Raw genomic sequence first — 13,161 nt, 5'->3', positions numbered from 1 at the left:
GCATTCAAGATTTCCCCACTCTTTCTTGAGGTCTTGGCCCTGAACTTTTTACCTGAGAAGAGAGGACCTGCTAAGGTTTGTCTAGGCCAGGCTGTTGGAGCAACGGGAATGACAAAAGCCATGAAGACAGAAGCCACCAATGTACTGGGAGGTCCCTTACAGATCTGCTGCACGTCGCCCATGACAGGATTTTATCGGGATGGCAAGTGTAATACTGGCGCTGGAGATATGGGGGCTCATATTGTCTGCGCCCAAGTCACCGCTGAGTTTTTGGCCTATACCCAAGCTCAAGGCAATGATTTAAGTAGCCCCGCCCCCATTTATGGGTTCCCAGGTCTGAAACCCGGTGACTGCTGGTGCTTATGTGCTTCTCGCTGGCAGCAAGCTTTAGACGCAGGAGTCGCGCCCCCCGTGAATCTAGCCGCCACCCATGCCATGGCCCTAGAGCATGTCTCCCTTGAGGATCTCAAACAATATGCGGTCGATGCTAAAGGTGACTAAGACAACCCGTTCATAAGCAGCCATTAAACCGACGTTAAGGTATATAACGTACAGTTAAGTTTGTAGGTCATCTGCCTGCTACTTTGACGTTGCTTTAATCTCTCTATGTTGAAATGGCTGATTCAGCAAAGCCAATCGGTTCGTTCGCCCTGGCAGCGCTGGGGAATGGTGGTAACGGGATTAGCTTTCGGTCTGTTTGTTGCGATCGCAACCCTGCTTCCCCAAATTGAAACCTTAGACACCCAGATTTTGCTGGCCATTCACCATCTCCACACCCCAACCTTAGATCGGTTGATGGTGTTAGTGACCTATCTCGGTGAACCCCTGATTCTGTTCCCCTTCACCTTGGCTATGGGAGGGATCTTGTTGTGGCAAAAACGACGCCAAGAAGCTCTAGGCTTTGTGATCGCGATTGGGGGTTCCTTGGGACTCAATATCTGGCTCAAAGAGCTATTCGCCCGTCATCGCCCCGCCCTCTGGGACCAAATTTTGCAGGTGCCCTTCTATAGCTTTCCCAGCGGCCATGCTATGGTCTCTCTAGTTTTCTATGCCGTGGTGGTCTACGGTTTAATTCGCCAGTTTCGCTCCTTCCGGTTGCTGATGGTGACTATGGGCACGAGTCTGATTGCCACCATTGGATTTAGTCGACTCTATATTGGCGTTCATTGGCCCACCGACGTGGTGGCTGGCTATGCTGCAGGCTTGGTTTGGTTAGCCGTCTGCCTGATCTCCCAGTCCCTCCTGTTAGCTCGGTCAACGGAGACTGCATCCGATTAACCCCTCTTCCATGCTCTAGGCGATATCCCCCAATGAGGGTTTCCCTACCTTTACAAATGCCGCATCTTTTCTGAGCATAGATAAGGATGTAAACCCTGAAGGGAGTCTTAATTCTGTGGAACGAACATTTTTGGCCGTAAAACCAGACGGCGTCCAGCGAGGTCTGGTGGGGGAAATTATCAGCCGTTACGAAGCCAAAGGGTTTACGCTGGTGGGTCTGAAGCTAATGGTGGTCAGCCGCGAGTTAGCGGAACAACATTACGGCGAGCATAAAGAAAAGCCCTTCTTTGGTGGCCTGGTAGATTTTATTACCTCTGGCCCTGTGGTAGCCATGGTGTGGGAAGGCAAAGGCGTTGTAGCTGCTGCCCGTAAGATTATTGGTGCCACCAATCCTCTCAGCTCTGAGCCAGGAACCATTCGCGGCGATTTTGGTATCGATATTGGCCGCAATATCATTCATGGATCGGACGCCGTCGAAACGGCCCAGCGAGAAATTAGCCTGTGGTTTAAGGCGGAAGAATTAGTCGATTGGTCTCCCACACTCACCTCCTGGATTTACGAATAACTCTGCCTGGCACTCATCTCTGACTCTAGAGGTGAGTGTTCGGTCTAGCTCAAAAATTGTGGTATTTGCATGGCAACCCTTGCCGATGTTCTAATTCGCTTATTTAAAGCCCAAAATATTCCCTGTGCTGTGGTCGAGGGTTGGGTGTTGCCCTATGGTCAAGCCCCAGGCATTCGCGGAATTTGGCATCCCCCAAAGAAAGGAGGAGCAGGATGCCTAGATATCGAGGTCTTACTACCCGATGGCCGCTTACTGATTGATCGCTGTGCTGGCCTGGGGGAAGGCAACAACGCCATTATGGATGGGGTACAAAATTTTTTGCTGGGTTCGTTTCCCGTGTTGTTAGCGAGTTTTTATGGCAAAAACGATCCAGAGCAAGTCACGACGAAGCGCTGGTCCCTAGCGGGCAGCACCTGGACCGTTTATATCGGTAACTTTTCGCGACGGGCTTCCCAAGGCATTGATATGCCCGTCCCCAAGTCAGCGTTTACCGCCATCGAATCTGCCATTGAGCAGTCTCCTCTGTCTGCAGACGTGCATTGGTTTCGGACTTTTTATTGTCATATCAGCGCCCAGCAAGTCTTCGAGGCCTTAATGGATAACCAGCCCTGGCCCCAGGGTGAAGCGGCTCTAAAGGACATCCCCTGGGAAAAATGCGACGGCTATTATAGTGTGAGAAATTTTCTGATCCTGCAAAAAGAGGTTCCCCATACCGTAGGCTAATGCGACAACTGGGTTTTGTACCGCTGAGCATCCTGGAGATCAAGTAAGAGGTCTATCCTACAAGAAGTCTGATGTTGTGATCGTTTGGCACAAGCTGCATCCATCGTTTCAGCCAGAGGCTGTTTGAGAATGTATCGGTACAAAAATATCAGGGCACAGAAGGCTCGATTTTGGGTTGAGACATAAACTGTTCGCTTATAGCCAGAAAGGCTTCAACTCCGAGTTCAGTCATTTCTTTAGGATGACGTTTGTTGTGGAAGAGAATAAAGCGTCGGATCCACTTTTTTCGGTGCTGTACGCGTAATGCTTGGTTCGCATTACATCAAGGAGTTTACGGGGTAGCATAGAGTGCCTGTTAATAACCGATAGTGAAACTTATACGGTTATTTTGCTAACGTTCCTCGTTACTGCATGATAGATCTGCTGAAAATGTTTTTTCTGTCTTATATGTAGACATTCAGATTCAAGTTTGCATATCGGTAAATTTCCGTAAGGGTTTGGTCTTTAACTAGAGATGCTAATGTATAGACAGCTTGGCTTTAAGACATTAACTATTTTTCAATTTATTTCGTGTTAGGCGGCAATTTGCCTCCTAAATATAGTTAGATCCCACCAGCAGTTCTAGTTTCCTCAATATTTCTTTTAATAATGAAAATACATCTTCTTATCTACGCTTTTCCATGTTGTCTGATTGGATTTATTTCTACTACTACGATACAAATTCAGCCAGGATTTGCTATCGATAAACTAGCTTATACAGATACTATTCTGTCTGCTCAGAGTGATACGATAAATGACCTTATGAGACAGGCAGATATCGCCTTTAAAGAGAAAGATTATAAGAGTGTAGTCAAAATCTATACAAAAGTACTATCTCTCGACCCGAACTTAGAAATAGCCTATAGCTATCGAGGATATGCTTACACTATCTTAAAAGACCAACCGAAAGCTCTCGCAGACTACACAAAATTAATTTCCCTTAATCCAAGCTCTGCTCTAGCTTATAGCAATCGAGGATACATCTATCTTGATATAAAAAACTACCCTAAAGCGATTGCAGATTTTAGTCGATCTATCGATCTCGACCCAAAAGAATCATTTGCTTATAGAGGCCGAGCAATGGCTTTATATGGCACTAACAAGATGCAAGCAGCGATCTCAGACTTTACAAAAGCAATTACGCTAGAACCCGGATTTAGTGATAACTATACTAGAAGGGGATTAGCATATCGTAAACTTGGAAATATCCAGAAAGCTAATCAAGACTTACGAACTGCTGAACAGATAGACCGAAAGGAAAATGCCAATTAAGATTCTAGAGTTTTGAATATCAGCCTCTGATGCAGCAATCAGTTAGAAATTTGATCGCAACAAAAGGTAGCCAAAAATCTTGGCGCAGGCGGTACGATATTTTCAGTTCAAGTTGCTTCACTTCCTGTGTCTAACTACGCATTCGAGCGGATGGATGAAACACGCGGGTAAGTGGGCGTAGCTAATGGATCGGGGATGCCTTAGACTTCGGAATGGTTACCCCTGGGAATAGGGAGTCAAACCGTTGATTGACCCAGGCAAGCCGCAGCATGAGTAGATGATTGAAACCATCCTCACTCCAGCGCATACCAACCCCCTTAAAGCGCTGTTGAATCAGCCACTTACAAGCACTTTCGACCATTCCTGACCCCAGCGGTATCTGTAGTTGTTCAAAGTGGCGATATTGGATGTGTCGCAGATAGCGCTGGAAATAAGCCTGTACCTGGAGCAACGTCGTAAAAGATTTGCCCGTAAACAATTGTGAGTGAATCAACATCGTCAAGGACCGCAATACTAATAGGTGTTGCCCATGTCGCAATTGGTGTCGCCAGCGCCGAAACCAGGCTTGGGCTTGAGCAGAGCGAGCATCCCCAAACATCGCTTTTGTTGCTCGTGCAAGATGGCCTGCTGCATGAAAAAATCGAGAACTGCCACAGCACAGTGAGAGAACAAGGTGCGGTAGACTCGCCAGAAGCCTCGCCCCCATCACTCAACCAGATGACGCTTGGGGCCGATTCAAAGTCTTGTTTGCGGGCTTCGAGGTGCAGTAAGGGGATGAACTGGTCGATATCGCCCAATACTGCCACCAGTCTTCGACGTAGTAGTTGGGGGACACGCTTTTGTGCTCGGGTGCCCCGTGTTCCTAGGCGGGCTAAGATAGCAACTTTGACTTCTCGCCACTGGATTTTTCCCTTGGGGGTTTTCGGGTGGGGCGAAAGGGCACCATCACACCGTCAGCAGCAATGGCCAAAGGTAGAGCAGACAACACCTCTGAAATCGCTTCACAAGGAGTCTGGTCACCTGAGGCTTGAGCTTTGAGTTGAGTCTCTAGCTCCTGATAAGCTTTGTTGCCCATGACTTGCACCCAACTCCACAAGCTTGATGAGCTGACGGATAAACCACTCCACTGACTCAGCATCCAACTGGCCAGTTCATAGGGCATAAATAGACTTAACAAGCAGCCTAGACGAACCAATTCTTCACTGCTGTGCTGATAGGAGGTAATCCCAATGGATTGATCCAAAGGAGCGGATAGACTACCTGGACACCTGTGGGGACAACGACCCACCCGTCGCTTTCAGGCAATATTTCCCACCAGTGTCTGCATCTGACGAGATTCCCATCCCTTCGAGTGCAAGCGGGTTCCGCAAGTGGGACACCTCGGCCATTCCAATACTGTTTTGCTCGCCGTGAGAGTTCATCCTCCAGAAGCCAGCGAGCCAAAAACAAACCCATTTGCAGAACGATATAAACCATCTGACTCAGGCTGGGTGCTTCTTTGAGTGCTTCGACCTGTTCTAGAAATTCGTGATGCTCTAGTACGGTTGGCAATTGCGATGTTAGGCTCATGACAAGTTTTTGATTCGGGTACAGGATCTATTGTCCTTGACCCGTTTTTCTTTGAGCCATACATCCCCGATTCTGTGCTTACGCCCGGGTAAGTGGCTTATTTTTCAGGCCACCGCTCAATTTGGGGCCGTTAGCCATCACACTTATCTGAAACCTTTTACCATGCAGATACATTTAGTGTATTCGATTGCCTTAACTATATTTGAAGTTAATGTTGCTAAATCAGTGATTTTATGAAAATTAAAGCAGTTATCCATTCAGCAGAGGAAGGAGGTTATTGGGCAGAAGTTCCTGCACTTCCTGGTTGTATTACTGAAGGGGATACAAAAGACGAAGTGATAAATAACTTGAAGGATGCTATTGAAGGCTGGCTCGATGTTGCTAATGAGCGTCAGGTGACTCAATCATCTGATCAAGTAGTTGAAATTGCTGTATGAGATCTGTTTCAGGTAAACAATTTTGCAAAATTGTGGAGCGAAAAGGCTGGACTTTAAATGGTAGTCATTATATTTATGCAAAAGCTGACATCGATGGAATTCTATCAATCCCAGTTCACAAGAATCGAGATTTAAAAATTGGAACCTTGAAAGCTTTAATGAAAATCGCTCAACTCTCTGAGGAGGATTTACTCTAACTTGAATCTGTTATAAGAATATCTAACCCACGCCTGCACACGGACGCTCGATACTCACTTATTTGCTTTGTATTTTAGGTTATTGCTCGCGCCAGTGAGACAAACCGTTAGGCCAGGCAGAATGTGATCTCTCTCCAGGCAAAGAAGAACAGAGGTAGCTCGTGTTTGACCATATCAAGTTCGGCGTTCGCGACTTTGCGGTGAGCAAAACCTTCTACTTGAAGGCGCTTGAACCAATTGGAGTGACTGTTGTCACCGATTGGCCTCCAAACGGTGCTGAATTGAGTCAGCCGACAGGCAAAAGTTCACTATGCCTGTACCAAACAGACGAAAAGCCCGCGCATCTACACATAGCATTTGTCGCCGAAAACCGGCACCAAGTCGACGCGTTCTATTACGCCGCTTTGAGCGCAGGCGGGCAGGACAACGGACCGCCAGGATTGCGTCCTCAGTACAGTGGTCAGTACTATGCGGCATTCATTCTGGACCCCGACGGGCATAATATCGAGGTGGTCTGCCATGAGACGGAGGCCTAACATCTGGTCGCAAACGACTCTGAACCCCAGTCTGAGTGAAATGAATATTGCCAAAGATCTAGGAACCCATGGTTGATCTAAATTTAGCGGCCTACTCACGCATTGCTATTCTGACGGGCGCCGGGATTTCTGTTGCCTCAGGGATTCGTCCTTTTCGTGGACCGAACGGGATCTGGAACGAAATTTCGGCTGATCAGCTCAATGTCGATGCCGGGCAAAATAACCCTGGTTTTATTTGGCAAACCCTAGGGGCTATGCGTAAAGTTGTGGCGTCGGCAATTCCCAATGCGGCTCACCAAGCCCTGGCAGATCTCGAACAAAATTTGAAGCCATCGCAGCAGCTCACTTTAATCACCCAAAATATTGACGGACTCCACCAACGGGCGGGCAGCACAAACGTTGTGGAACTGCATGGATCGCTCCTAGAAACCCGCTGTTCAAATTTTGCCTGCGATGCCTCCGTCTTTGCAGATCAATCCGCCCATGCCGATCAGATCCCTCAGTGCCCTGTCTGCCATGCTCATCAGTTACCCAATGTTGTCTTATTCGAGGAGCCCATTCCGCTGGATGCATCCTGGCAAAGCAAAAAGGCCCTCCGAGATTGTGATTTATTTTTGGCGATTGGCACCTCTGGCACGGTGCAGCCTGCCGCTAGTTTTGTGCGCTCAGCCGATTATGTTGGAGCCCGCACGATCCTGATTAATCTGGAAGCCCCCTCCGAGCACAATCCTTATTTTCACGAGGTCATTGTAGGGGCAGCAGAAGAGATCCTCCCCACACTACTCACATGAGAATTCCAAAGCGGATACCGAAAAACCGGCCTTTAAGGGTGATGTGGGTGTGTAGCTGGGGGTTGATCGGCCTGATGGCGTTCTGTATCGTCCAAGGGATTTTGATTCAGCGAACACCGCTCACTCAGCCTGCTCCGTTGATAGGGGCATCTGCGATCGCACTCCCCAATACCGACGCACCAAAGCACCTATATGTGTTCTCTCAGATATTAGGGCGTATCCAAATCTTCGATACCAACGGCACCTTTCAAACCAGCATTGTCACTCCTTCAATTAAGGGAGAGCTGACGCTTTGTGGTGGGGGAGAGCATCCAATACTTTTAGTCACCCCCTATGCCAAACAACCGGTCTACAAACTACAGCAAGGGAAATTTGTCTGGGTTGACGATCAACCACTCCCAGGTTTTTGCCAGACCTCTAGACCGCAAACGACTGCTGTCGGCCCATATCGCTACAGGCTCAAGGAGTGGCCGAAGCGCATCACCTATCGTCCCAGTGGCCAACGCCACGAAGATATCTTAATTTCGGATGGTTGGTGGCTGACCCTCTCCAGCTCATTGCCCCTTATTCTGGGAGTTGGTCTAGTGGGAGGCGGCCTCCAAATTTTGGGATATCTGCTCGTCAATTATCGCCACCAGCAAGGGTAGCGCTGATTGACCATCAAAGCCCAATAACTGTAATCGGTTGAATTCAACAGGCCATCGAGCTAAATCTGCTCATTCGCAGCTTGAGGCTTCGGATCAGGTTGGGATAGATCTCGAACTTCCTGAATAAAGTCACTCACTTCGTTGGCTAATTCAGTTCGCTCAGAATCATGCTCTACAAGGTTTTGAGGTTCCGGATCGTCGGGATTGCGTTTTTTGGAAAATCCCCAGGCAAAGATCAGGGCAATCGCCAAAATCATTGACCATTGAGGCGGCACAAAATCATCATTGATAACCTTCAGCAGGAGTCGGAATCCCACCAATACCACCGTCAAATACCCAGCATCCTGGAGATGGATATACTCTTCTAGCCATTTGATAAATAGCCCGGCCATAAATCGAAGCGTGATGATACCGAAAATACCGCCTGTCAGCACTAACCAACGCTCATCTGATAGGGCAATCGCAGTAGTCACGCTATCGAGGGAAAACGCCAAGTCAGTAACAGCAATTACCGGAATGGCCTGCCAGAGAGAGGCAAACTTAGGGCCGTGATGGTGATGTTCATCATCTTCTTTGAAGAAATACTGAAAGGCGAGCCATAGTAAGTAGCAAGCCCCTAACAGCTCAAACTGCCAGAATCGAATCACCCAGGTTGCGGTAAAAATTAGCAGCATCCGCATAGCGAAAGCGGCCAACAAGCCAATATTTAAAGCACGGCTCTGAAGCTCTTCATCCTCCAGTCCTTTGACCAATGCCGCTAATGCGATCGCATTATCAGCAGACAGTACAGCCTCTAAAGCAATCAAATTAAAAATAATGAGTGCGGTGTCGAGACCGACCTGGGGAGAGAGTTCAAACAACGGGTCTAGCATCTGGCAATCAATGAGGGATTGGGTTTGGAGTGTGGAATTCAGTAGCAGATCACACAGTCTCCATGGTATTCAACGTAACGCTAAAGTGTACCTTTCTGCACACTATATTAAGCATTGCGATCCAGACCTAAGCCCGTTTTTCGCCTATATTGAATTCGACCTTTATGGGGGTTCAAACCTCGGTAGATGAGTCTTCCTTCACCATGGAAACCCATGATCAATGTTGAGTGATGTAACAATCTATTTTCCTGATGCCCGAAGTAGCCGACATTGTAAACTAATAAGAATGGGAATAATGGAGTTTGATATTCATGGAACTATCAGATCTACAAATTGTGATCGCCCTTGTTGTGGCATTGCTACCTGCACTGCTGGCACTTAATCTTGGTAGTGCCCTCTCCAAGTAAGCATTAGAACCACATTTCTGGCATCCTTAGCAGGTGGCCTTAGCCGCTGCTCCATAAGGATCCAGTGTCATCAAAATCAACATACGAATTCAAGTGCTTTACCTAAGGTAAAGCACTATTTTTTTGGCTGCAGCTTTAAAGACGAGAATGGCATCCTACTAGAGAGTTCTAGTCTCTCTAGCCATCGATTTCAATAATTTGCCAGAAGGGAAAATATTCTGCGGCCACAAAAATCCACAAATACTAAAGATTTCTATCAAATTGATTTACATTTTTTCGTTTTATTCGCTACACTAGCCACACACTGAGCCAATTTTGCGTGCATCACGTTATTTTTGGAGCTGGCAAAACCAATGTGTCCCTACCCAGGGAACAGATGGTTTCTGATTTTGGTGTTCCCTGTTTTAGAAGACAGACGTTAACCCAACGACCGTTCTAGGTTATGTTCTCTGTCTTTGCTGTTTTAAAAACACCGCTAATTGATTGGCATTGGTGTAGACCGATTCATCATGCTGCCTATAAAGGCCAACAAAATATGAGTGCTTTATCCCAGCCAAAATCTAGCCCCACCCGCAAAATGAAGCAGAGGTCTGCGAGAAAACGCCATCCTCGGAGACGTCCTAAGTTTGTGGCTCGGACCACTGAAACTGCGACCGTCTTGGGGATCAACGTTCTCTTGATTGGAAGCTGTCTCTATACCTTAGGAAACATGCTGCCTCATCAGCTCACCCAAGAGGCGAAATTACAGGAAATCAAAGGGGAAGTGAGTCGGACCTCCGCCCATATTGAAGCCCTCAAGCACTCCCACGAACAGAGCATGGTGCCAGAAGTCTCCCGGCGTATGTCAGAAGAACAGGGCCATCTTATTCGTAAGAACAAGCGCAACCTAGTGTGGATTAAACCCACCAAGGACCAGCCCTAGCCCCTCTTTTACCTTTCATCGATTCAAGCATTCAAGCAGGTCAAACCTATAGTGGGCCTGCTTTTTTATAGTTCAAAATTTCGTTACTGGGCCTATTCGTAACCACAGTTACCAAAACCTGAAAATTTATCTGCTAACGTTGGGTTAGCAGAATGCAGGACCCTAAATTCCGTGGACTCACTCCACATCCTAATCGTTGAGGCTAATCCTCACTTGCGATCTCTTCTGGGTTGGCATCTACAGCAAGTAGGCTATTTCATTCATCTCAGCGCTAGTATCAAGCAAGCTCAGGCTGCCTATCAACAACATCAGCCGGATCTAGTTATCGTTGATTCTGAATTACCCGATGGCCTGGGTCAGGAGCTTTGTCGATGGTTACAGCGCCAAAAGCATCCCCTGATTTTAATGTTGTCGGCCCAAACAACTGAAGCAGATGTCGTGTCTGGCCTCAAAGCCGGTGCAGATGATTATGTGGGTAAGCCTTTTGGGATGCAAGAGTTTTTGGCTCGGATTGCAGCCTTGAGCCGACGCAGCCGCCTCAGCCTGCCGACGCAGGTTTCCTTTGGTGCCTTGCGAATTGATTTGATCCAGCGGCGCGTTCACTACCATAACGAGCTAGTCGATCTCACTCCCCAGGAATTTAGCCTGCTGTATGTCTTAGTCCAAGCAGAAGGCCTGGCCCTCAGCCGGGTTGAACTCTTGCAACGAGCCTGGCCCGAAAGTATTGATAATCCTCGCACGGTGGATACTCATATCTTGTCCCTCCGCAAAAAGATCGAACAAGATCCCCAACAGCCTCAACTGATTCAAACGGTCCGGAATGTTGGCTATCGACTCAATCTTGGATATTTGATGGATGCAAATCCATCCTACAGGTCTGATTCATCTCAGACCTCACCTCCCTCCAATCGTTTTTTGGCAGATGGGAAGACTACCAGCCAAATGCCCATGTCCAGAGCCCAATCGGGATAATTGAGATCGCCTCTTAGTACCAATCATCCTGCTCCGCTTGAGCAGTCAATTCTGCTTTGATCTCTGCCCAGTTAATCTCACGGATAGGAGCATCGAGGATCAGTTTGCCTTGGTTCAGCCAGAGGATGCGATCGCACATCTGATTTAAAAACTCAAATTGATGACTGGCAATCACTAAGGTCATCCCACTAGCCTTTAAAGCTTTAATGACGCGATCGATGGTGCCTGGATCCAGCGCCGATGTGGGTTCATCCAACAGACAAAGTTTGGGTTCTGTGCCACAGGCACGCGCTAAACTCACCAGCTGTCGCTGTCCCACCGAGAGCTGTAGTTCTGTAGAGTTGAGCCAATCATCGGGAATGCCAAAGCGCTGTCGCCAAGTTTGCACGCGACTTGCAATGTCCTGTTCTGGCAGGTTTTGCAATCGCAAGGGATAGGTGAGGGCATCTTGGACCGTCATGCCCAGCAGCTTAGGCTCTTGAGGAACCAGCATCAGTTGCTGCCGCAAAGACAAGACCGGCCAATCGGGTAACAACTGTTGTTCAAATCGGATCTCCCCGGACGTTGGGCTGCTCAAGCGATTCAGCAGCCGCAACAGGGTCGTTTTACCTGAGCCAGATGCGCCAATGATGCCAATGCGTTCACCAGTAAAAATGTCCACTGAAACATTTTGGAGTAGGTATTGATTACCTAACTCCGTCACAACATCCACTTGCTGCAGCTGGAGTTGAGACCGTCCAGGTTTAGATGGGACTTCACCCGCCGACTCAAGCATGCCTGTCTCGCAAATCTAGTCTCTCCATTTTGACGGGCAATGCTCCCCAAGACATGACGCCCACGTATTTTAATCCAGGCTCAGTATCTTGAACCACATTGATAATGCCCCAGGTTTAGTTACTATTCTTAATGGTGGTTGTTACACCTCTATACGAATTAACGCATTTCCATCGCCAGCCAAAATGCCCTTAAACCGTCGAAAATTCCTCACATTAGCCAGTTTGTCTACGGTCGCTGTGGGCTTAAACCACCGTCGAATTCTGGCCCAATCTTTACAGGCTCAGCCCCCCATTGCTTCACTCACCCCAACGCCTCAGTGGCAATTTATCGCCGTGGGGGATGTCGGGACCGGGGACCAAGCTCAGTATGATGTCGCCCAGGCGATGGCCCAATTCCATCAGCAAAACCCGTGCTCGTTAGCGCTCCTAGCTGGAGACAACGTTTACGACGGGGGAGAAATGGAGCGTATTAGCGAGGTTTTCGAGCAACCCTATGGGCCTTTGCTGCAACACGGCATTACGTTTCATGCCGTGTTGGGCAATCACGATGTCATGTCTCAACGAGGCGAGGGGCAGATTCGCTACCCCGGTTTTCATATGGCGGGTCGCTACTATACCTTTACCCGAGACTCGGTTCAGTTTTTTGCCCTAGATACGAATCCAGGTCCCCACTGGCCCGCTCAATTGCGATGGCTGGAAGCTGAGCTGGCCCGATCTGAGGCTAACTGGAAGATTGTTCTGGGGCATCATCCGATTTATGCGTCGGGCTTACACAGTATTAAATGGGAGCTAGCCTCACGCCTAGGACCATTACTGGGGACCCCCAAACTATATCCCGGCCTAGGAGAGCAGTTAACGCCCCTGTTTGCGAAATACCAGGTTCAGCTCTATATCAATGGCCATGAGCACCATTATGAGCGCACCCAGCCCATTGCCGGCACCACCTATCTGACCTGCGGGGTAGGAGCCCGACTACGACCCACAGGCTCGTCAGATTGGACTGCGTTTGCCAGTTCACAGCTCGGTTTTGCAGCGATTGCGGTCTATGAGCATCAGCTTGTGATTAATGGAATTGGGGTCAACGGTCAGCCTTTTGACCGGGGTGTGATTACGCCGACCTTTATTGCCAAGCCTTCATCGTCAAAAAGTGGGGTATGA

At 48.3% G+C, this 13,161-nt stretch carries 17 protein-coding genes and 1 pseudogene; 14 read left to right on the top strand and 4 right to left on the bottom strand.

Features of this window, described 5'->3' with window-relative positions; genetic code table 11:
* Positions 1-108 precede the first annotated feature (108 nt).
* The 4 genes from ON05_RS20640 to ON05_RS20625 all read left to right on the top strand — a co-directional run bounded on the left by ON05_RS20640 (position 109) and on the right by ON05_RS20625 (position 2,566).
* Entirely contained in the window at positions 109-501 is a 393-nt protein-coding gene (locus tag ON05_RS20640; RefSeq protein ID WP_010467687.1) for a DUF2237 family protein, read from the top strand.
* A gap of 105 nt (positions 502-606) precedes the next feature.
* Complete coding sequence (locus ON05_RS20635; protein WP_010467688.1) at positions 607-1,278, top strand: phosphatase PAP2 family protein; 672 nt, start codon at positions 607-609, stop codon at positions 1,276-1,278.
* Positions 1,279-1,393: 115 nt separating this feature from the next.
* Positions 1,394-1,843, top strand: coding sequence for a nucleoside-diphosphate kinase (gene ndk / locus ON05_RS20630; protein WP_010467689.1), 450 nt, complete (start codon positions 1,394-1,396; stop codon positions 1,841-1,843).
* 69 nt (positions 1,844-1,912) lie between these two features.
* A complete protein-coding gene (locus ON05_RS20625) occupies positions 1,913-2,566 on the top strand; it encodes a DUF6348 family protein (RefSeq protein WP_010467690.1) in 654 nt (217 codons plus the stop codon).
* A gap of 148 nt (positions 2,567-2,714) precedes the next feature.
* Here ON05_RS20625 and ON05_RS38650 read toward each other — a convergent pair whose 3' ends face one another.
* Positions 2,715-2,831 (bottom strand): hypothetical protein, encoded by a 117-nt coding sequence (locus ON05_RS38650; protein WP_396149787.1) that lies wholly within the window; start codon positions 2,829-2,831, stop codon positions 2,715-2,717.
* A 383-nt stretch (positions 2,832-3,214) separates the two neighbouring features.
* Between ON05_RS38650 and ON05_RS20620 the strand changes: the two genes are divergently transcribed.
* Entirely contained in the window at positions 3,215-3,877 is a 663-nt protein-coding gene (locus tag ON05_RS20620) for a tetratricopeptide repeat protein (RefSeq protein WP_010467691.1), read from the top strand.
* A 181-nt stretch (positions 3,878-4,058) separates the two neighbouring features.
* On the opposite strand, the pseudogene ON05_RS38645 reads toward ON05_RS20620, so the two are convergent.
* A pseudogene (locus ON05_RS38645) lies at positions 4,059-5,446 on the bottom strand (ISKra4 family transposase).
* Positions 5,447-5,679: 233 nt separating this feature from the next.
* Here ON05_RS38645 and ON05_RS20600 point away from each other — a divergent pair.
* The 5 genes from ON05_RS20600 to ON05_RS20580 all read left to right on the top strand — a co-directional run bounded on the left by ON05_RS20600 (position 5,680) and on the right by ON05_RS20580 (position 8,054).
* Complete coding sequence (locus ON05_RS20600; RefSeq protein ID WP_010468649.1) at positions 5,680-5,883, top strand: type II toxin-antitoxin system HicB family antitoxin; 204 nt, start codon at positions 5,680-5,682, stop codon at positions 5,881-5,883.
* On the top strand, positions 5,880-6,080 hold the full coding sequence (locus tag ON05_RS20595; protein ID WP_010468647.1) for a type II toxin-antitoxin system HicA family toxin: 201 nt from the start codon (positions 5,880-5,882) through the stop codon (positions 6,078-6,080). The genes ON05_RS20600 and ON05_RS20595 overlap by 4 nt, the downstream gene beginning before the upstream one ends.
* A 161-nt stretch (positions 6,081-6,241) precedes the next feature.
* Positions 6,242-6,616, top strand: a complete 375-nt coding sequence (locus tag ON05_RS20590; protein WP_010468645.1) for a VOC family protein — start codon at positions 6,242-6,244, stop codon at positions 6,614-6,616.
* A 68-nt stretch (positions 6,617-6,684) separates the two neighbouring features.
* Entirely contained in the window at positions 6,685-7,407 is a 723-nt protein-coding gene (locus ON05_RS20585) for a Sir2 family NAD-dependent protein deacetylase (protein WP_010468642.1), read from the top strand.
* A 74-nt stretch (positions 7,408-7,481) separates the two neighbouring features.
* Positions 7,482-8,054, top strand: a complete 573-nt coding sequence (locus ON05_RS20580) for a hypothetical protein (protein ID WP_262562101.1) — start codon at positions 7,482-7,484, stop codon at positions 8,052-8,054.
* Between the two features lie 59 nt (positions 8,055-8,113).
* Here ON05_RS20580 and ON05_RS20575 read toward each other — a convergent pair whose 3' ends face one another.
* A complete protein-coding gene (locus tag ON05_RS20575) occupies positions 8,114-8,926 on the bottom strand; it encodes a TerC family protein (RefSeq protein ID WP_262562099.1) in 813 nt (270 codons plus the stop codon).
* Positions 8,927-9,237: 311 nt separating this feature from the next.
* Here ON05_RS20575 and psaM point away from each other — a divergent pair, with 311 nt between their 5' ends.
* The 3 genes from psaM (at position 9,238) to ON05_RS20560 (ending at position 11,227) form a co-directional block, all read left to right on the top strand.
* Entirely contained in the window at positions 9,238-9,333 is a 96-nt protein-coding gene (psaM, locus tag ON05_RS20570; protein ID WP_010468637.1) for a photosystem I reaction center subunit XII, read from the top strand.
* 535 nt (positions 9,334-9,868) lie between these two features.
* Positions 9,869-10,255: a hypothetical protein gene (locus tag ON05_RS20565; protein ID WP_262562092.1), complete on the top strand. Its 387-nt coding sequence runs from the start codon at positions 9,869-9,871 to the stop codon at positions 10,253-10,255.
* A 171-nt stretch (positions 10,256-10,426) separates the two neighbouring features.
* Positions 10,427-11,227, top strand: a complete 801-nt coding sequence (locus ON05_RS20560) for a response regulator transcription factor (protein ID WP_010468632.1) — start codon at positions 10,427-10,429, stop codon at positions 11,225-11,227.
* A gap of 13 nt (positions 11,228-11,240) precedes the next feature.
* Here the strand turns inward: ON05_RS20560 and ON05_RS20555 are convergent, their stop codons facing one another.
* Positions 11,241-12,002 carry an ATP-binding cassette domain-containing protein gene (locus tag ON05_RS20555; RefSeq protein WP_010468631.1) on the bottom strand — a complete coding sequence of 254 codons (762 nt, stop codon included), beginning with the start codon at positions 12,000-12,002 and terminating at the stop codon, positions 11,241-11,243.
* Between the two features lie 184 nt (positions 12,003-12,186).
* Here ON05_RS20555 and ON05_RS20550 point away from each other — a divergent pair, with 184 nt between their 5' ends.
* Positions 12,187-13,161, top strand: coding sequence for a metallophosphoesterase (locus ON05_RS20550; protein WP_010468629.1), 975 nt, complete (start codon positions 12,187-12,189; stop codon positions 13,159-13,161).

It is taken from the genome of Acaryochloris sp. CCMEE 5410, assembly GCF_000238775.2.
Lineage (GTDB): Bacteria > Cyanobacteriota > Cyanobacteriia > Thermosynechococcales > Thermosynechococcaceae > Acaryochloris.
Note: the sequence above shows the minus strand (reverse complement) of the source record. Positions and strands in the feature narration are given on the sequence as shown.